Here is a 20,459-nt window from a genome sequence, read left to right as displayed (position 1 = left end):
TTTTCCTATGAAGCAAGTATTTTAACTCTTCTGATTATGAGTATTAATTTACTTAAATCAAGTTTATAAGCGACCATCTCATCTAAAAAGCTATTGTAGCGCTCTATATAATCCTTATCATTAATAGCCCAAGTTTGAACCTTGTCTACATGATTATCAGTAGCTTTTATAACTTTAACAGCTAGCTTATGTTGATAATTGCTTAAATCATCTAATAAATCATTAATTAAGCTGCGATCCCAATAGGAAGAATGGCTTTTCATCTTGCCAGCAACTGTTCTAATCATATCAAATCTTAGCAGCGACTTTAATTCAAAGTATATTCTACCAGCCTCAAGGATGGACAAAGATGTCTGCTCAGCAACAGATATAACGTCCAGCGCATAAATAAGAATACGTAGATCAGCAACCCTTTTTGCTAGATCTTTATTTATGTTAAGCTCTAACAAAGAAGCTAATCCATGATTATAGACCTCTAATAGGTGCTCATCTAAAATATCATGGCCTAAAGTTTCAATTGCACCCCTAAATTTTGTAACACCATCTAGTTCTACAAGATTAAGCTTACCAAGATTTTTTACTAACCAAAATGATACCCTACCAATAAATTTTTGCACACTTCTCACTACTTGCAAATATGAATCAACATCAATTTTTCCATCCAATTCATCAATTTTCTGCCAAAGGCTACTTAAATTATATAGGTGATTAACAACGATATATATGTTAACTGCTTCATGTACTTTAATTCCAGTACTCTCAACCAAATTATTAATAAATATACAGCCCATCCTATTTACTACATCGTTTGTAATGCAAGTAGAAATAATTTCCCTACAAAGTTGGTGTTTCAATATGGAATCCTTGAACTCTGTTACCATCCTTTGTGGAAAGTAATTTAGTAAGTAATCACGGCACAAAAAATCTTTTTCAGGTAGCTCAGAGTGTATAACTTCATTTTTTATTGCTGTTCTTGCATAAGACATCAGAACAGAAAGCTGAGGAGAACAGAAACCTTCTCCATCAGTTAACATTCTTGCTACCTCTTCTTCAGCTGGAAGAAATTCTACATCTCGGTTTAGCAGCCCAAATTTCTCTAAACTGAGTAATAATTTATGGTGCTGCTCCAACTTTTCTTTAGCTTGCAAGCACTCAAGAAGCAATGCTTTTGTTTCAATCCTGTTATGGTTTTCAAGTACCTTAGATGCAACTTCATCTATCATGCTAGCCAGTATTTCATTCCTTTTTTCCAAGGAAATTCCCCCTTCTTTCATAATTGCAACAAAAGCAATCTTGATGTTAACTTCAAGATCGGAACATATTACTCCTGCTGAATTATCAACAAAATCTGCATTGATGTACCCACCTCTCTTAGCATACTCTACCCTTCCAAGCTGCGTGCAACCAAGATTGCCACCCTCTATAAACATAGAAGCTCTAATATCCTCACCATTCACTCTTAACTCATCGTTTGCTTTATCACCAACCATGCCATGGCTTTCACTCTTTGCCTTAACAAATGTGCCAATTCCTCCATTCCATATGAAGTCCACTTTTGCCTTGAGCAGATACCGAATCAAATCATTTGGAGATAAGATATCTTCCACTATATCAAAGCACTTTTTCATTTCTTGAGAAATGTCTACTTGCTTGCTGCTACGCTCAAATACCCCACCACCATAAGAAATCAAATCTTTATTGTAATCCATCCAAGTGGAAAACGGTAATTCAAAGAGGCGTTTACGCTCTGCGAAACTTTTTTCTGCGTCAGGGTTTGGATCAACAAAAATATGCATATGGTTAAATGCACCAATCAAGCGCATATTTTTTGAAAGCAGCATACCGTTTCCAAACAGATCGCCAGCCATATCTCCAATTCCAATAACAGTTGCATCTTGGTAAATATCCTTATTCATTCTCCAAAAATGCCGCTCTGCTGCAATCCATGCACCTCTTGCTGTAATACCCATTTTTTTGTGGTCATAACCTGCTGATCCACCAGATGCAAATGCATCTCCAAGCCAAAAATTACATTCATAAGCTATTTGGTTAGCATAATCAGAAAATGAAGCAGTGCCTTTATCTGCCGCAACTACCAAATATGGATCATCTTCGTCATACCTAATTACATTCTCTGGTGGAATTATTTTGCCATCAACTACATTATCAGTAATATCAAGCATTCCTCTAATGAAATTCTTGTAGCATTCAACACCTTTCTCTCTTAAAGTGTTTTTGTCTTTATAAACTTGCTTTATTACAAACCCACCTTTTGCACCAACAGGTACAATGACCGCATTTTTTGTCATCTGGGCTTTCATGAGGCCCAAAACTTCAGTGCGAAAATCTTCCGTCCTATCTGACCATCTCAAGCCGCCACGGGCCAATTTCCCTCCTCTTAGATGTATTCCTTCAAAAAGGTTTGAATAAACATACAATTCACGATATGGACGCGGATCAGGTAAATCATTTATCTTACTTGAATCAAATTTTATAGATAAGTAAGGTTTATCATCCTGATAATAACTGGTCCTCAAAATGGCCATCATCAAATTAAATATCGAACGTAAAACATAATCATGTGAAGCATTGCTGATTTCCTTTAGAAGCTCCTCGATTTTTTCTGTCAAAATGCTAGTAGTTTCTGCCCTATCAATATCTATTTTAGTATCAAATCTTGAATGAAATAATTCTACTAAATACCTTACTACTTTTGGATACTCTGATACTACTTTCTGGATATATTCTGGGTTATAGCTAAATGATGTCTGCTTTAGGTAGGCGCTTAGCGCTCTAATCAGAAGCACTTCCTTCCACTCGAGCCCAGCAATAATGATCAAGCTGTTAAAATAGTCATTTTTTATTTCCTTGCTGAACACTTTTACAAGTGTTACCTCAAACTGCTCTTTTAAAGTAATGTTGTCTATTAATTCATCAACTCTTGACAACACAAAATGATGTATCCATATTCCACCGTTGATTTCTATATAATAACCATTATGAGATAGAATCTTAGCCCCTAAATTCTTAGTAACCTTTAATATCTTTGACAATTCAAGGCCTCCGTTGCTTGGAGTGTAAACCTTCAATTGATAGTTGAGATTGTCACGAGTAAGCCTCAAATCAACTTCGCTGACTTTTTTCTTTCTCACTATCTCCAATTTTTTCATATCATAATACGCATCATGAGGTTCAAAATTCTCTTGATAACTTATCGGAAATGCCTTGCAATAGCGGATAAATATATCCTCAACAGTGCTAAAAGTATTATATAAATTGTCTATAAAACGATCTTCCCACTTTTCTGTAATGTTTCTTAACTTGTTTTCGATACGCAAAACTTCATCATCAAAAACGCTAGCGCTTTTGGTTCTTAGCACCACGTGTAATTTCATCAAATCATATTCATTGATAATGTGATTGTTATAAATATCTGAACTTTCTGCATTCGTTTCATCTTTCAATATATCGCGTATCTTAAACATTAGTCTTGCACTAGCATAACGCATCGGTATCAATACTATGCAACTAATAAAGTTCCCTACCTTTCTCAAAAATAATTTGACTCTTGGTCTAATCGCAAGAGACATGATCGAGGTGCAAGTTTCAAATAACTCATCTTCATTTGATTGGAATAATTCGTCACAAGAAAATGCCTGTAAAATGGAAATTAAAGCTTTATTGTTATGGCCACCAGGAACAAATCCTGCCTTTTTTTCTATTGTTGTAACCTTATCCTTTATTACCGGAATAGTTCGAATATCTTGCACTTCTGCTATAGAAGTAAATAGCCCAAAAAAATGCTGTTCCCTTATTACATCACCCTGATCATTAAATTCTTTCACTCCTATACAATTCATATAGGTACGCCGATGAACTATTGAGATTAGGTCTGATCTTAGTATGTATAAAGAATTCAAGCTTTCAGAAGAAATTGATGAATTTTGGTACTCTTCACTTGCTCTCATTAACCCGAGGCTCTCCTTACCACTTAGAGCAAGCTTCCCTTCTTTATTAGTAATGTATTCTTGATAACCTAAAAATACAAAATTGTTATTTTTCAACCAAGCTAGAAAATCTCTGCCTCCAGCATCCAATGCCGGATGCTCAAGAAGCTTCTTGAGCATCAATTGCCAGTCCTTTACAACGCAGTTAACTGCTTTTAGCGTCTTTCGTAGAGATTCTTCTAGTGTATCAACAAAGCTACCACTTATGCCTTTAATAATTACATATATTACTGACTCTTTGATTCCATTACTTTCTTCCAAAAGATGAATTTTATCTATTAGGCTATTTTTTCTTTGAACATTAATTATGCTGTTACTATAATAGCATATAGTTAAACCGTGTGACTTAATAGTGGAAATGACAGAATCCACTAAAAAGGGCATGTCATAATTTGTGATTTTAATTATAGTGAAATTGCCTTCTATTCCTGAAATATCATTTACATTACTTACTGCCAATTTACTTTCTTCTTTTTCTTTTTTAAGAATGAAGTTGTATGCATCTTCTGCAATGTATAAAAGAAATTTATCGTTGACTTTTAGGTCACTATTATAAACAAAATTATAAAAGTACTGTATAAACTCTTTAATTTTTTCTTTCTCTTTTTTATTCCCTTGATCAACTAGCTTAAATAAAGACTCAACATTAACATTATGATTTATACACATTTTTCAAAACAAAAATACACAGCGAATCTAGATCTTTTTAACTAAGATTTCGTTACCAGAAGTATACACTATTAGCTCATCTCCTTCTACTATTTCCCCCGATAAAACTAACTTAGCTAGATTATTTTGAATGCATTCTTGTATTACCCTTTTCAGAGGCCGCGCTCCATATTCAGGGTCATATCCAGTTTGTGCTATTAGTTCTTTAGCTTCTTGCGATAAACTAATACTCAGTTTACGCTTAGCAAGCATCTTTTGTAAATAAGAGAATTGAACATCTATAATTTTATCAATGTCATCTTTGGTTAAGCTGTGGAATATAATAATTTCATCCAGTCTATTTAAAAATTCTGGACGAAACGCTGACTTAACTATTTTCATCACCTCATCTTTCACAGATTCGGTAGCTCCTCTTAGAATCACCTCAGCACCAAGGTTAGAAGTTAGAATCAGTATGGTATTGCGAAAATCAATCAATTTACCGTGGCTATCGGTGAGCCTGCCTTCATCCAAGATCTGCAGCAATATATTAAATATATCTGGATTTGCCTTTTCTATCTCATCAAACAAAATTACCTGATATGGTCTTCTCCTTACTGCCTCAGTTAACCTGCCACCTTGTTCATAGCCAACATATCCTGGAGGCGCACCAATTAACTTTGAAACGGAGTGTTTTTCCATATATTCTGACATATCAAAGCGTAGAAGTGCTGATTGATCATCAAACAAAAATTCGGCAAGGGATTTTGCCAACTCTGTTTTTCCAACTCCGGTTGGACCTAAGAATAAAAATGAACCAAAAGGTCGATTAGTATCCTGAACACCAGAGCGGGAGCGCCTTACTGCATTACTTATCGCTTCAATTGCATCTCTCTGCCCTATTACTCTTTTTCCTATTTCATTTTCCATGTTAAGGAGCTTTTCCTTTTCATTATGCATCATGTTATCAACTGGAATGCCTGTCCATTTTGAAACAATATTTGCAATATCACTCTCAGTCACTTCTTTCTTTAGGAAACTATCAGTAACTTTTTCCTGATTTTTTAACTCATTTTCAAGTTGAGGAATCACACCATACATCAACTCCCCTGCCCTTCCTAAATTTCCATTACGCTGAGCCAGTTCCAACTCTTTTCTCGAGTTATCCAATTTTTCAGCTGTTTCTTGTATTTTAGCTATCTTATTCTTTTCCATCTGCCATTTACTGCTTAAGTCAGCAAATTTACTGTTTAGACTCTCAATTTCCTCATTTATCTTTTTTAAACGTTGCTTAGAGTTTTCATCACTTTCTTTTTTCAAAGCCTCTGACTCAATTTTCAGCTGTATAATCTTTCTTTCAAGCTCATCAACAACCTCAGGCTTGCTGTCCATTTCAATTCTAACCCTACTTGCTGCTTCATCAATTAAATCGATCGCTTTATCAGGTAAAAACCTATCTGTTATATATCTATTAGAAAGCGTTGCAGCAGCGATTATTGCACCATCTGTGATTCTAATACCATGGTGCACCTCATACCTCTCCTTCAAACCCCTCAGTATTGAAATAGTATCAGTCTCAGTCGGTTGAGAAATAAACACAGGCTGAAAACGCCTTGCAAGCGCAGGGTCTTTCTCTATATGTTGACGATACTCATCCAAAGTTGTAGCCCCTATACAGCGAATTTCTCCACGCGCAAGAGCAGGCTTGAGCAAATTTGAAGCATCCATCGCACCACTTGTCGCTCCTGCTCCCACTAAAGTATGAAGCTCATCTATAAACAAAATAACTTTTCCCTCTGCTTTTGAAATCTCATTAATCACTGCTTTTAGTCTCTCTTCAAACTCCCCTCTAAATTTTGTTCCAGCAATTAATGCACCAAGATCCAAAGCTAAAACTTTTGCATCACGCAAACCAAGTGGTACATCATTTGCAACAATTCTGTTTGCTAAACCTTCAACTATTGCAGTTTTTCCAACACCAGGTTCACCTATCAGTACTGGATTATTTTTTGTTCGCCTCAACGATACCTGCATAGTTCTTCTGATTTCCTCATCACGACCAATTACAGGATCAAGCTTACCTTGCATAGCAAGCTCTGTAATATCTTTTGTATACCTCTTTGCCGCATTTAATTTTTCCTCGCTATTTGGAGAGTCTGCACTGCCACCTTTTCTCATTTCTGCAATAACTGAATTTAATTTTTGCGGTGTTACACCACCTTCTGCTAAAATTTTACCTACAATTTCATCTTTTTGTGCAGCAAGGCCCTGCAGTAACCGCTCAACAGTAACAAATGTGTCTTTATTTCTCCTCGCAATAACAATTGAATCATCAAAAACTTTTGCTACCTCTCTTGAAAGCTGAAGCCCACCACTACCTGGTCCTCCAACCACTGGAAACTTTTTAATTGCACTACTCACAGCATCAGAAATATTCTGAACATTTCCACCACAAGCGCCTATCAAATCCTGAACTAAACCTGACTCATCTTCAAGCATTACTTTAAGTAAATGTTCAGGCATAAAAATCTGATGCCCAGCTCCCAATGCTTTCATTTGAGCGCTCTGGATTAGGCTTTTTGCTTTTTCGGTAAATTTATTCAAGTCCATAATACAAATTTAACTCATACTTGCTGGTATATATAACAACTACTTTCTCAATTTTAAACTTAAAGTCATTCATCAATAAAAATTTTCTAAGTTCATACAAAACAAGAAAAAGCAGATTCTCTACAAAAGAGAAAACTTATATTAAAATATTAATTTGTTTTAAAACTAAACTAATGTTAAGATATAAAGCATATAGCTTAATTTTTTTATAAAAGAGCAATGAATATCAATGATTTTAACATAAAGAACTTAACAACAATTTCTATAGTACAAGAAATAAAGAATGGCGTTAGGCTTGTTCCAGACATAATCAAACCTGGAATACAGGGTATATTTTAGGTTCTGTCGCATCTATAAACCATAGGAAAAAAGGTGGGATTATAGGAGTTATGAAGCCATTAACATAGCAAAATTCTCAAAAGTAGAAACATTATTTTAATAATTTGTCTTTTTTTTAATCATACGAATATTTTCTATGCCTGTGATGGTAATCTTTGCGGAATGGAAGCTTTTAAACCCAAGCATTGGCTTTATTAGTTTTTTGATAAATCTATCAACAATATTATTTAGATATTTTATTTGAAGAACTGTAATCTTCAGAAATTTCTGCATTCAAATCATCAAGAGCAGCAGTATTACTGCCGCTTTTATCAATTACAATTTTCTCAGGAAGATAGTTACTCCTGAAGGCTTTATGAAAGAATGCAAGTGCTGCAGACTTGTCTCTACTAACACACAAGTCTACAGTATATAAATAAACCCATTTACCGTTTAATTTAATGTAAGTCTCTCCAACTACTACCAACCTGCTTCTTTCTTTTCCTTACTGCCTCATCTATCAGTGGTGATAACCCACCTTTGTAACGTAGCATTTTGCTCCCCTTATACTCATCATTTCTTCCAAATCTCGATAGCTCAAAGAGAATCGACATTTCATGTATACAGATAACATCCGCTGAAAAGCTAAATCCTTTGAAATATGGCAACAATTTTTGATTGATACGAAACATCTTTGCTTTTTTTTTAGACAATTATATCATTCTTCTTTCTACTTCCCTACAAATGCGACAGAACCGAAAAACTTCCTCTTATGGCTGTAAAAATGTTATGATAAGAGCTAATTTTCATGAGTAGGGAAATACCCAAATATTACTATCTTTCACCTTTTCTCCCTTCAAATTTTTTAACCATTTCTTTTACACTTACATTCGTGGAAGGTAAATTTTTGCTGGCAAGATGGTTGATCGAAGATTTTTTATTCCCTACTGGAAATGAACGAGATTGTTTTCTCTTCACACTGATATCCGTTTGTGTTACTGAAGCAGTTTTGTTTTCAGCAGGCAACACGTTCTTTACTTGATTTCGCTCAAATCTTTCTTTTAATGCCTTTACTTTACTACTCTCGCGAGTCACTTCTTTTTTCATAGCAACTACTAGTACTTTTGGTCCATCAGCTTTTTTTGCTGATTCTTTACCATCTTGATTTTCAGATTTTAGTGGTAGTGTAGGTTTACTCTCAGCTGATTTTTCCACTACTATTTTTTGCTCTGTGCTTACTTTTTCGCCTAAATCTTTAGGCTTTGGTGGTACTGCAGGTTTATCTTTTTTCGGTTCTTGTCTAATTTTCTGATTGGCAGTAAACATTTTCTCTGGTACTGGTGGTACTCTTGGTGGTTTTGGTGGTGCAAGAGATTGAAGTTGTTGTTTCTTCCTATGTTCTCTTTTTGCTTCTATATATTCTTTAGAGATTGTTGCATAAATCGGCTCCTCTTTAATTGATTGTAGATTACGCAAATCTTTTGTTAAAGATTTACTTTTTTCCTCTTGATAATTTGATATTTCTTCATACTCAGGATCTTCGTTTAATGAACCTCCATAACCTGAATCTTCTCGCTCATATAAGAGATTTTTCTTTTGCTGTCTATTTTCTAAATTTATTCCATATGACCTATATTTATCTTGACTTCTTTCTATTCGCTCTAAATCTGAAATTTTTTGAATAACATCTGTATATTCGATTGCTGTTCTAGCAGTTGAAGGAGGCAATTTATCTTTTATAAAATTACTTATATTCCTAATCGAAACATCTCTTCCTAATATTCTATTGAATATCCTAAGAATTAATGGCTTTTTATTTGCCTTCTTTACACAATTATTCAAGTCATCACGTATAACAAGCTTAGCTACATCTTCTGCCTTATCTGTAAAACCCTCTAAAGCATGAGACAGATCTGTTACTGTTTTATAACATTGTTTCTCTGAATTTCCTAGATTTATAGCTTTGATCAGAGAATCAAGATTTTTTTTATAATCCTCACTTTTAAATGGATCATTCATACTAATTGTAATATTTTACTAAAATATAGATCTAAAATATTAAGATCTAGTGAATACTACTTTTTTAATTCATATATAGCTATAGTTATACGGCGATAATGCGTAGCAGAATAACGATTTCGTCATTCTAGTATCTGCTGTTACCCCTTATCTAGGTGTGTAAAAGTGAAATCTAGTTTCGCTATATAACACAGTCTCATACAAGTAGCTTCTCGATTGAGAGTTGTCTTCTGCATTGAGCTCAACATTATTTACTACTTTTTCAGTAATAATTTCGGCAAACTCAGGAGAAAGTTCTTTTGCAGAAAATGCAGCATGTACAGCATTTTTAACAAAGAAACACGTAGCAAGTGCAAATACTGCTGTTGGTACACAGCACCAAGGAGAAGCTATACTAAAAAAGTTGTAGAAGCTACTAAAGTAAATATTGCTTGAAGCATAATATACTGTTTATCAATGCCAACATATTCAGCCATCAATTTTCTAACTTTGTTATTGCTGCCGTATGGCAAAAAAATATCTTAATAAAAGCTGTTACACTATTACTAGCAAGATATCAATCACGCTCTATTGGATCTACATTTTGATTTAAAATCGCCTATTTTCTTGCACCTTTTTGCCATTCATAGAATGTTAACTTTAAACCTCTTGGCTACACATGCTCTACTTTCCCCTACATCCAATGCTTTTTTCCTTAAATCATAACTATATGCTGCTGGCATTCACATCTCCTCACTACTTTACCTATTCCATCATGTTCCGACTATTAGGAAAAGAGCTGTAATTTTCAACACTAACAAAACTACTTCCTAATCTTTTACACAGCAACCTATAGAACCTCCAACTTCAGGAAAATAGTTGAAAGACAATCAAGGAAACAAACCTTTCTTCTTCATTTTGATTGGTTTCTTATTTCTCTAAAGTTTTAATGTATTCCGTTAAAGCCCTGAATCCAATGTTAGAAACTGTATCTTTTGTTATAAAGGCTATTTCCTTCAATTTTTGATGTAAACTAGGTGGCAACCTTAACACTGACTGTGCTGGCCCTGGTTTTCTAACAGTAGATAAGGCTTCCTCATAAACAGATTCAAATTCTCTAATTGCTTTTAAATCGTCTGATTCAACAATACCCATACCTTTGCGAGAGGCACGTGAAATTGCAATTCGCTGACTCAAAAAACTATCGAACCTTGTTAAGTTGTCAAAACAGCTTAAAAAAGCATCACATTCTTCAATTCCTGTTTTAGTTACAACTGGATTAGTATTCATTCGATTAAGTAAGATTCTTGCTTGAAAGTTTTTGTTACAACTCTGAGCACCGGCAACTAAGTTGCTCAGAGTGTTAAACGTCCACATATCAGGTGCAGATGGAAGAATCGGAAATATAGCTAGATTAGCTAATGATAAGGCAGCCCTTAAAGTTTCATCTGCTCTTCTTGCGTCAACAATAATATCTTGATATTGGGACTGTAAAGCTTGTAGCTCATTTCTGATTATTACACCAATGTTAATTTGGCCTAACACCTTGTGAATACTGTTAATTTTCGGTAAACTTTTGTCCTTGTCTCGCTGGGATGCCCACAAGGTAGCTAGCATTAATGGGTCAAGATCATAGAGAAGGACATTTCTACCTTCCCTAGCACGCATCACCGCTATATTTGTGGCTATGGTCGTTTTACCAGTACCACCTTTTTGACCACCAACAACTATTATCATAACACACCTCATAATATTTTAATTCACTTGGCGTCTACTAAAAAATCAATAAGGGCAGTTTACATAATCCCATTTCAATGTTCAAGAAAAAGCGCTCTGGTGCTCATTCTTTGTTTATAAATAATATTCTTGATTCAATCCTTTGCTTTCTTTTCAATGTATCTACATATCAGAATAGACAGCTCATATAATACCAACATTGGAATTGCAAGCCCTACTTGGCTTAGTACATCAGGTGGAGTTAAGATTGCAGCAATAATGAAAATTACTACTATAGCAATTCTACGTTTATTTGACAAACTTTGTGCAGTGATTAGCCCTACTCTCACCATTAAGGTTAGTATGACTGGAATTTGAAATGCAGTACCAAACGCAAACATGAATTGAAGAACAAGGTCTAAATATTCACTAACTGATGGCATAAACTCTATTGGTATACCGAAAGATTTACCGCTATGTTCAAAAGCAATAAAAAATTTCCAGGCTAGGGGAAATATGTAGTAGTAAACTACAGCGGCTCCCGTTACAAACAAAACCGGTGTTGCAATTAAGTATGGCAATAACACTGCCCTTTCTCTTTTATATAAGCCAGGTGCTAGAAACATATAGAATTGCCATGCAAACACAGGAAAAGAAAACAACAGTGCACTCATTATTGCAACCCTGAGATATACAAAAAACGCTTCTGTTAAGTCTGTATAGATTAGAGAAAAATCATTGCTATCTTTTGTAACTTCTATTAAAGGTGCAAGTAAAAAGCGGTATATATTTTCTTTAAAGTAGTAACAAAACCCGAAGGTAACACAAAAAAATAGAAAGCAAAAAATAACCCTTTTTCTAAGTTCCGCAAAGTGCTCATAAAATGAAGCATATTTTTGTGAGTTTTCGTTCATACTTTACAATAAAGCTATATCTAACATTCTCAGTGAAAAAGCCCATTCATTATCGTACCACGCTGCAACTCTACAGATATCACCTGTGACATATGTACCAGCTAAATCCACAATTGCACTATAAGGGTTATGGACAAAGTCTATTGAAACTAAAGGCTCGTTACATACGGAAAGCACATGATTTGCTGAATTCTTAAACATTTCATTTATTTCTCCAGCTGTTACCTTCTTATCAGTCGTAAATTTAAAATCAACCATAGAAACGTTGCTAACCGGAACTCTAATAGCAGTACCATCTAGCTTACCCTTTAACTGAGGAATGACAGAACCAATTGTTTTTGCTGCTCCAGTTGTAGTTGGCACCATAGAAAGGCCACAAGCTCTTGCCCTACGTAAGTCTCTATGGTTGCCATCAAGAATATTTTGATCATTCGTATAGGCATGTATAGTGGTCATAAAACCGCTTTTTATACCTAAATTGGAGTGTAAAACGTGTACAATCGGAGCCAGACAGTTTGTAGTACAAGAACCTGCTGAGATCACTTTATGCTCCTTTTTTAGCATATCGTTATTTACGCCGTAAACTACAGTTACATCAGCATCTGAAACTGGAGCAGAGACAATTACTCTCTCTGCATTATGCTTTGCTGCTTCCGCACGCTTGTTGAATGCACCAGTGCATTCAAGCACTACATCAACATTCCAAGGAATATTTTCAGGGCTACGTTCTCTATATAAAGAAAATTTCCTGCCATTTATAGATAGCCAATTTTCAGACTCGTTAAAATCAATATCGCCGTTAAATTTGCCATGAACAGAGTCATATTTAATCAAATGTGCATGCTGCTCAGCACTGAGCGACCCATTTACCGCCACAACTTCTATTTGCTCGCTATAGTTTTCTACTTCAAAAATAGCACGCAATACACTTCTGCCTATTCTACCAAGACCATTAATTCCTACACGAATTGTCATTTTTCCATCTTAAAAGTTTAATTATAGAGGATATTGCCTGATATTTCATTCTATTCTTTTAGCTGTTAATCCTAATGTTATAATATATTGATGCTTATCTTGACTAAAGAAACTGTATCACTTAATTAATAATATCTAAATTTTAACTTGGAGTAGGTTATGCATGGATTACCAATGACAAATTCAGATAATCAGTATCAGCAAAGAAAAATAGAAGCATTGCAAAAAGAAAATAAAGGACTATCAGAAAAAGTGAAAACACTACAGAAAATGTCAGTGCTGCACAATGAAATGCTAGTAATGCTACAGTGGAAATCAATACCAGAGAAACTGCGCACAGAAATATTAAAAAAACTGCTAGAAACACCTCAAGAAGCAGCAGCATTTCAATTAGAAGAAAGAGATGAAGATCAGCAAGTAATAGAAGACATACTGGATATGCAAGAAGAATTTTAATCTTCACAAAATTTGGAAATGCGGGAGTGTTAAATAAACCATACGCGTCAAGTTAAGGAAAAGTGGTATAAGGAAGAAAGGAAACGAAAAAAAACTATTTTATATATTAAGTAATAAAGTTATTAATTTATAGATTCTTCTGAAAAAATCATCTTCTTCTAGATAAGAACTCCCTAAAAAAATAAATGTAATAAATAAAATGCCCATCTCAAATGTTGCTATATTTCACGATATTTCCTTAACTTGACGCGTATGGTTAAATAAACTGTGTCAAACCGAGAAGTATGGAGGTTTGACAATGAGTCAAGTAAACACAACTACCGGTTTGGTAGACTATAAAGAATTAGAAACAAATATCTTATCATCTATACGAGAAGGAAGATACCGTCTTGTCAGTCAACAAGAAAATTATAGAAATTGAATCTTAAGCTGTATTACGAAATCAAAAAATACTTTCTATCAACATATACACTAACCAACTACATTAAATAAATTTGTGTAAAATGCTATTTTACATAAGATAGAAAGTACGCATTTTTTGATTTTAAAGTACTAAATTCTCCTCCAACCGCTTTGCCCTGTAATTCTTGATATGGTCAGGATTAAAAGCACTTTTGGATTTTAGAACACCGAAAATGATATGGAGTAGCTTACGCATTGCAGCACCAACGATAGCCATATTATGCTTACCCTTTTCCTTTAATCTCTGGCAAAAACTAATAATGATAGGATTGTGATTCTTAGCTACTATAGCAGGAAAGAAAAGTGCTTTACGTAATGTTTGTGAACCGGATTTACTTAATCTGGGTTTGGCATATACAGAGGAACCTGACGTCATATTTCGTGGTATAACTCCTGTATATGCTGCCAATTGCCTGGCATCTCTAAAAACCTCTATGTCAGGAACTTCAGCTAAAATAGCTATTGCTGATTCTTCTCCTATTCCTGGAATAGTCAATAGAAGTTGAAAATTTTCCAACAATTCTTTATGTTGATTTAATAGTTCACGTACGGAGTTTTTTATTGTTTCTATTTTTTGAGCTATATTCATTGCAAGGTCTTCCCAAGCACTTGCAACTTCTTTAAGCAGTCTCTCTTTTTTTTCTAAGTGGTTATTTACTAATGTTAACTCATCTTTTAACGCAACTGAGCAACGATAAAGATGTTTTAATTTTTTCATTTCAGGAGAAGGTGGTGTCCAACTAGAAGGTTCCTGTCTTTGGCAATAATCAGCAATAACTTCTGCATCGGTCTGATCATTCTTTTGTCGTATCAGCTTACTCCTTGCATAAGATTTTATGCAATAAGGATTTACAACACTAACAGAATGTCCAGCGTTGTGCAGAAACTCAGCCAAAGCTTCGCTATAACAACCAGTAGCCTCCATGCAGGCTTTTACTTCTTCTACATTATGTTTTTGTAGAAAGCTAAGTAAACCTTGAAACCCAGAATCCTCGTTTTTAAAACTCCTTTTTCTAGTTTCACATCTTCCTTTTTTGCTTATGAACGAGAGAAAAACATCAAAGCGATCTTTCGATACATCTATACCTAAAAAGTTGTTGATCATATATAACCCCATGCGTTACCATTAAAAATGAAAAGTAAGGCTAGTCTTGTGAATACAGAATTAGAACCATTTAGGTTTTTCTACGATACCGTCCAGCCTGTACTCTTGAGAAGAGAACTCTTATCTACCTTACAGATTTTATATCTAAGACCACTGACAGAGTTCTTCTCTTCTCCATCTAATGCTTAAGCTTAAAACATTAGATGCTTTTTACAAGATACAAGACCATTGACGGAAAGAGATGGTGCATTAACACCGTTTGTAAAAAAACTGCTAGAGGGAAGGCGAGATAGAAAACCATTTGTCAGCTGAAAGCGAAAAAAACAACCGAAGAAATTCAAAGACTTTACGGACAAGTATTTGAACTATTGACACCAATAGATAGGGAAGGAAGCTTTGAGCCACAAGTAGTCAGAAAAAGGCAAACAACCGAACTTGAAGCAAAGGTTTTAAGTACATATGCCAGTGGCATGGGATATAGCATCGCATGTAGAAGAAATATAAAATATCTGCAGCAGAGATATCAAGTATTACTGACAAATTGTTACCGGTAATCAACGAATGGCGCAGTCGTCCGCTGCAATCTGTATATCCAATAGTGTTCATGGTTTTTTAAGGTCAAGGAGGACGGGCATTGTGTAAGCAAATGTATGTATAACATATTAGCAAAATGGCAGAAAAGAAGTTTTGGGTTTTTATTTGGCTGAAAGTGAAGTTCTGGTTGGAAGTACTAAATGACCTAAAGGAGAGAGGAGTAGATGATATTCTGATAGCTTGTGTTAAAAAGCTTTCCTACAGCTATAAATAGCGTATTTCCTAATGCAGAAATGTATAGTACATCAGATAAGAAATTCACTGAAATATGTATCGAGCAAAAGTTTTCATGAATGATTTGAAAAAAACATATCAAGTAGAGAAATAGCCGAAAATTATTTACTTGAATTGGAGGAAAAATGGGGAGAAAAATATACTTTAGTTTTGGGAGAATAATTGGGAAAATCTGTCTAGTTATTTTAAATATTCCGGCCCTGTAAGAAAGTTAATTTATACCACAAATCCTATTGAAGGGTTACATAGACAGATCAGAAAATTTACTAAAACTAAGGGCTCATTTACCAGCACAAATGCCTTGCATAAACAGGTATATTGTGCTATAAAGAAGGCAGGAGAGAAATGGACTATGCCTATACATGATTGGGCTTTTACTATCTCTCAACTTGATATCTTTTTTCCTGGTAGGTTAAAAATCGAGTTGAACTAAAAATGCGATTTGACACAGTTTATTTAACACTCCTAACTTGTCCGGGAATTGATAAACTCAAGCATATTTCTCTCCTTAACATAACTCTACTCATAGCCAGATATATGAAATTTTCAGTGAGTAAATCTTATTCTTTCGATAGTCTTCTATTCCTAAAGCAAAAGTCCTTTCTACAACCCACCTTCTTGGCTGTACTTTAAACCCCTCATTGGTAGTAGCTAAGGCGGTGTGTCTTTGTTGACTTAGAACCTACATGAAGGCCTTTTGACAATCTCAATATCCATACCATATTCTTCCTTTATATGATTTTTTAAATTTTCTCCTTGGTATCCCATCACATTTTTTTAACTATAGTATATTTTTTTCTTACTTTCCTGTATGATACTCTGGAATAGCTTTCTATTCTTGTCCATTCCCTTTGACTTAGGTCTGCTGGATGCTTTTTTCTCATCTTTACCCAGTACTAAAACTTTAGATATTATAGCCTTTTACTAATCCCTGGACAAGCTCTAGCTTCGGTAAACTCAGTAGAAGGTTCTTTTGCAAAAAATGCAGCATGTACAGCATTTTTAATAAAAAAACATGCAGCATGTGCAAATATTGCTGTCGGTACATAGCGCAAAGGAGAAGCTATACTAAAAAAAGTAGCAGAAGCGACGATTAAGCAACAACAAGTCAGTATCGTTTGATCACGTAGATAACGTCTATCAACTCCACCGTATTCAGCCATCAACCCTTTAACTTTATCATTGCTACCGTATGGCAGAGTAAGCGTTTTAATCAAATTCATTACACCATTATTAGTGAAATATGGAGCACACTCTATAACTCTGGAGCCATTAACCTTCTGATTAGGATCTGCACCATACTTTAGAAGCAACTCTAAATATTTTTCGCGTTTATCGTTGTCACAATTGATTGCTTGATATAATGGACCTCGACCATTTTCATCTAACATATTAGGATTAGCACCATATTTCAAAAGTATTTCCATAGTATGATCATCATCACACAAAAACGCTTCAAACAACGGATTTTTACCATTTCTATCTACCATATTAGGATCAGCACCATATTGTAACAATAACTCTACAATTCTGCTGTCGTTGAGAACCATATAATAGCATAACGAAGCTTCATTATTATTGAGTAGCCTTATGTTAGGGTCAGCACCATTTTCTAAAAGAAGTCTCAAAATACTATAATCTCTTGAATTTTTGGCTTGCATTAAAGCAATAGATAATGGAAAGTAAATACAAATAAGTTCTTCATTGATGTAATCACCAAATCTTCCATCTTTACTGCTTTTAAATTTGGAAAAAAGCTTTTCAAGAAACTTTATATCCTGATTATATAGAGCCCTATATAAGTAAAACCTCAAATCTCCAGGTGAATTAATTTCATTTAAATTTTCGTCAGTTAGATTTTTAACCCCTTCTATATTTTCCTTAGTGAGAAATTCATATGCAGTACCTAGCTTTTTAAATTTCTCCTCATTTTGTTTCTTTACAGCTTCTGAATGTTTATCAGGATGATATTTCAAGGCTAATTTTCTATACGCTGATTTAATTTCTTGTTCACTGGGCGCATCGCTTGATTCAAAACCTAATATTTTTAAAGCTTCCTTTCTACTTACAATAAATTCCCCACTGAAATATGTTAAATTAAACGTAACCCAAAATTTCAAAAAGTAAAGCTTTTTATGTCAAATTACGTCTATTTCATAACTGTACAAATATTGTAGATCAGGAAATTTCAGTCCTTGATACTGGAATAACATCTCTATACTACTCCGGGCCAATCTAAATATTAAGAAATTTACCATATAAAAAAAAGGCAAAAGAAACCCTATTAGCTATTATCTATTTTTTAAATTTACGTTCTTTATTGTCTCATTTGACGTTCACTAAACAGAATGTAGTCTAAGTACAAACTTGTGAAAGGCTTATGCGTAATGCTTCTCCACATAATCACTAATAATTTCCTTAAATTCTTCAAAAATATTATCACCTTGTAAAGTTTTGAAATATTTGCCGTCTGTGTAGACTGCTGAAACAGGTTTTTCTCCATACCCAGGCAGGCTGATCCCCAGATTTGCATGTTTGCTCTCTCCAGGACCATTTACTATGCATCCCATAACAGCAACTTTCATATACTCTACACCAGGATTCTTTTTCTTCCATACCGGCATATGAGTTTTTATGTAGCCATTTACTTCCTTAGTTAATATACGAAAACGATCGCTACTTGTGCGTCCACAACCAGGACATGAACTCACCTGAGGGTTAAAGTAGCGCAAACCTATAGACTGCAGTATTTCCTGACATACTACCACCTCATTAGTGCGTGATTCACCAGGGCGCTGAGTTAAAGAAGCCCGGATAGTGTCTCCAATACCATTTTGCAATAAATAAGTAAGCCCTGCTGTGGTATTTACTACGCCTTTGTTACCCATACCAGCTTCGGTTAAACCCAAATGCAGCGCATAATTGGAAGATTTTGCAAGTGCCGTATAAACTAAAATTAAATCCTGCACTCTACTGACTTTACATGAAATGATTATTTTCTCTGCATTAAGGCCAATCTTTTCAGCTTTTTTTGCACTACCAAGAGCAGACATTACAAGCGTCTTACGTAATATAACATCAGAAGTTTTTGGATTACTAGATAAGGAGTTTTCATCCATTAATTTTTGTGAAAGGTACTTATCAAGACTACCCCAATTTACTCCAATTCTGACAGGAAGATCATGCGTTATTGCATACTCTATAATTTTTTCAAATTTTTCATCACGTTTATCACCAAAGCCTATATTACCTGGATTTATCCTAATTTTACCCAGAATTTTAATGTTGTCTGGATAATCCTGAATCAGCCTGTAGAGCTCATATTGTCCACAGCCTACTAATATCTTACCATCAAAGCCTTCTTTATTTATTTCCTCTACTATATAAGGTATTGCTTTTGCTACTTCCTCTGAGTTCAAAGCAATTCGCACCAATTCTGAACCTGCATGCGCTAGTTCTATTACTTCTTTTGCATATTTCTGAGCACTGCTTTTTATGTTGTCAGAATCTATATGTGCACCAAGTGCCATGGATTGAACAACTATAGGATTATTTCCACCTATCTTCACTTGTCCAACTTTTACAGTATGAGTTTTATGCCTGGAAACCTGCGATGACTCATATGCATCATCACTCAATGTCAGGTCTCTATCTAGCATATTATTAATCGTGACACTATTTTACTGTGTCAACTACACTGCCAAATGAACTTGAGCCATTTAAACTATGCTGTGGTGTTCTATTTAGATCAGTAATAGAATCATGAGAGCACGTTCTTCTTGATGGACTTTCTTTTATAGTAACATTTATAGGGGAAACTTTTTTTTCTCGTGTTGAAGTAACTTTTTTCCCTTTTTGTTGTTCACTTTTATGCTGCTTACTTTCATACTGAGAAACTGGCTCTTGATCTATAAATACAGCACCCTTTAAACGTGCAAGATTAATACCATGCTGATTGATCATAGCATCCTCCCCATCTTCAACTATGCAAGCTCCCACGTTGTTTGGCTCGTTATCAAGGCTAGCAATTTTTTTTTCTTTTAATTTTTTGATTAGATCTTCTTTATTTATAGCTAGATCTTGTAACTTTTTTTTCTTGAGGAGCTCCCTACGCTTCTCATACAGTTTATATGACTTAGCAAAATCCTCGTCTGCATGAAAGTTTGCACCACCAGGGTTACCAGGAGGTATGTATCTCTTACTGAACTTTACCTTAGACTTCGCTTCAACATTATGTACAGTAAAGAAACTAGAAACCAAAAGTATTAATATAAATAAAACTTTAGAAAAGATCTTAAGCATACTATAGTGAATATTGTGCTTTAAAAGATACCAATTAACAAACTTCAAGTAAATCAGAATCTCTACCAACTTTATAATACAAACATCTTTCTAAAAAATTTACTACCAAAACCTACATAA

The 20,459-nt window shown here is 34.6% G+C and carries 13 protein-coding genes and 4 pseudogenes; 4 read left to right on the top strand and 13 right to left on the bottom strand.

Annotation, left to right across the window (positions count from 1 at the left end):
- Window positions 1-5: 5 nt before the first annotated feature.
- The 4 genes and pseudogenes from OPR42_RS08690 to OPR42_RS08675 form a co-directional block, all read right to left on the bottom strand.
- Entirely contained in the window at window positions 6-4,676 is a 4,671-nt protein-coding gene (locus OPR42_RS08690) for an NAD-glutamate dehydrogenase (protein WP_265042328.1), read from the bottom strand.
- Between the two features lie 27 nt (window positions 4,677-4,703).
- Window positions 4,704-7,265, bottom strand: a complete 2,562-nt coding sequence (gene clpB / locus OPR42_RS08685) for an ATP-dependent chaperone ClpB (RefSeq protein WP_265042326.1) — start codon at window positions 7,263-7,265, stop codon at window positions 4,704-4,706.
- A gap of 435 nt (window positions 7,266-7,700) precedes the next feature.
- A pseudogene (locus tag OPR42_RS08680) lies at window positions 7,701-8,275 on the bottom strand (IS6 family transposase).
- A 142-nt stretch (window positions 8,276-8,417) separates the two neighbouring features.
- Window positions 8,418-9,602, bottom strand: a complete 1,185-nt coding sequence (locus OPR42_RS08675; protein WP_265042325.1) for a hypothetical protein — start codon at window positions 9,600-9,602, stop codon at window positions 8,418-8,420.
- Between the two features lie 235 nt (window positions 9,603-9,837).
- On the opposite strand from OPR42_RS08675, the gene OPR42_RS08670 reads away from it, so the two are divergent.
- Complete coding sequence (locus OPR42_RS08670; protein ID WP_264375571.1) at window positions 9,838-10,011, top strand: hypothetical protein; 174 nt, start codon at window positions 9,838-9,840, stop codon at window positions 10,009-10,011.
- Between the two features lie 160 nt (window positions 10,012-10,171).
- On the opposite strand, the pseudogene OPR42_RS08850 reads toward OPR42_RS08670, so the two are convergent.
- The 4 genes and pseudogenes from OPR42_RS08850 to gap form a co-directional block, all read right to left on the bottom strand.
- Window positions 10,172-10,324: pseudogene (locus OPR42_RS08850) on the bottom strand (IS630-like element ISWpi11 family transposase); the annotation flags it as partial.
- Window positions 10,325-10,511: 187 nt separating this feature from the next.
- Window positions 10,512-11,318, bottom strand: coding sequence for a nucleotide-binding protein (locus OPR42_RS08660; RefSeq protein WP_265042324.1), 807 nt, complete (start codon window positions 11,316-11,318; stop codon window positions 10,512-10,514).
- A 134-nt stretch (window positions 11,319-11,452) separates the two neighbouring features.
- Complete coding sequence (gene tatC / locus OPR42_RS08655; RefSeq protein ID WP_010401503.1) at window positions 11,453-12,211, bottom strand: twin-arginine translocase subunit TatC; 759 nt, start codon at window positions 12,209-12,211, stop codon at window positions 11,453-11,455.
- 3 nt (window positions 12,212-12,214) lie between these two features.
- Window positions 12,215-13,186 carry a type I glyceraldehyde-3-phosphate dehydrogenase gene (gap, locus tag OPR42_RS08650; protein WP_019236363.1) on the bottom strand — a complete coding sequence of 324 codons (972 nt, stop codon included), beginning with the start codon at window positions 13,184-13,186 and terminating at the stop codon, window positions 12,215-12,217.
- Between the two features lie 159 nt (window positions 13,187-13,345).
- On the opposite strand from gap, the gene OPR42_RS08645 reads away from it, so the two are divergent.
- Together OPR42_RS08645 and OPR42_RS08640 are read left to right on the top strand one after the other, a co-directional pair.
- Complete coding sequence (locus tag OPR42_RS08645; RefSeq protein WP_265042322.1) at window positions 13,346-13,642, top strand: hypothetical protein; 297 nt, start codon at window positions 13,346-13,348, stop codon at window positions 13,640-13,642.
- A gap of 298 nt (window positions 13,643-13,940) precedes the next feature.
- Entirely contained in the window at window positions 13,941-14,063 is a 123-nt protein-coding gene (locus tag OPR42_RS08640; RefSeq protein WP_265042320.1) for a hypothetical protein, read from the top strand.
- A 123-nt stretch (window positions 14,064-14,186) separates the two neighbouring features.
- Here OPR42_RS08640 and OPR42_RS08635 read toward each other — a convergent pair whose 3' ends face one another.
- On the bottom strand, window positions 14,187-15,209 hold the full coding sequence (locus OPR42_RS08635) for an IS110 family RNA-guided transposase (RefSeq protein ID WP_264375440.1): 1,023 nt from the start codon (window positions 15,207-15,209) through the stop codon (window positions 14,187-14,189).
- A 219-nt stretch (window positions 15,210-15,428) separates the two neighbouring features.
- On the opposite strand from OPR42_RS08635, the pseudogene OPR42_RS08630 reads away from it, so the two are divergent.
- A pseudogene (locus OPR42_RS08630) lies at window positions 15,429-16,470 on the top strand (IS256 family transposase); the annotation flags it as partial.
- Window positions 16,471-16,489: 19 nt separating this feature from the next.
- Here the strand turns inward: OPR42_RS08630 and OPR42_RS08625 are convergent.
- From OPR42_RS08625 to OPR42_RS08610, 4 genes and pseudogenes are all read right to left on the bottom strand, one after another.
- Window positions 16,490-16,837: pseudogene (locus tag OPR42_RS08625) on the bottom strand (hypothetical protein); the annotation flags it as partial.
- A gap of 111 nt (window positions 16,838-16,948) precedes the next feature.
- Window positions 16,949-18,157 (bottom strand): ankyrin repeat domain-containing protein, encoded by a 1,209-nt coding sequence (locus OPR42_RS08620; RefSeq protein ID WP_265042319.1) that lies wholly within the window; start codon window positions 18,155-18,157, stop codon window positions 16,949-16,951.
- Window positions 18,158-18,415: 258 nt separating this feature from the next.
- Window positions 18,416-19,696 carry a flavodoxin-dependent (E)-4-hydroxy-3-methylbut-2-enyl-diphosphate synthase gene (ispG, locus tag OPR42_RS08615; protein ID WP_265042318.1) on the bottom strand — a complete coding sequence of 427 codons (1,281 nt, stop codon included), beginning with the start codon at window positions 19,694-19,696 and terminating at the stop codon, window positions 18,416-18,418.
- Between the two features lie 16 nt (window positions 19,697-19,712).
- On the bottom strand, window positions 19,713-20,339 hold the full coding sequence (locus OPR42_RS08610; protein WP_064085267.1) for a TRP75-related protein: 627 nt from the start codon (window positions 20,337-20,339) through the stop codon (window positions 19,713-19,715).
- Between the last annotated feature and the right edge of the window lie 120 nt (window positions 20,340-20,459).

It is taken from the genome of Wolbachia endosymbiont (group B) of Melanostoma mellinum (assembly GCF_947251465.1).
Classification (GTDB): domain Bacteria; phylum Pseudomonadota; class Alphaproteobacteria; order Rickettsiales; family Anaplasmataceae; genus Wolbachia.
Note: the sequence above shows the minus strand (reverse complement) of the source record. Positions and strands in the feature narration are given on the sequence as shown.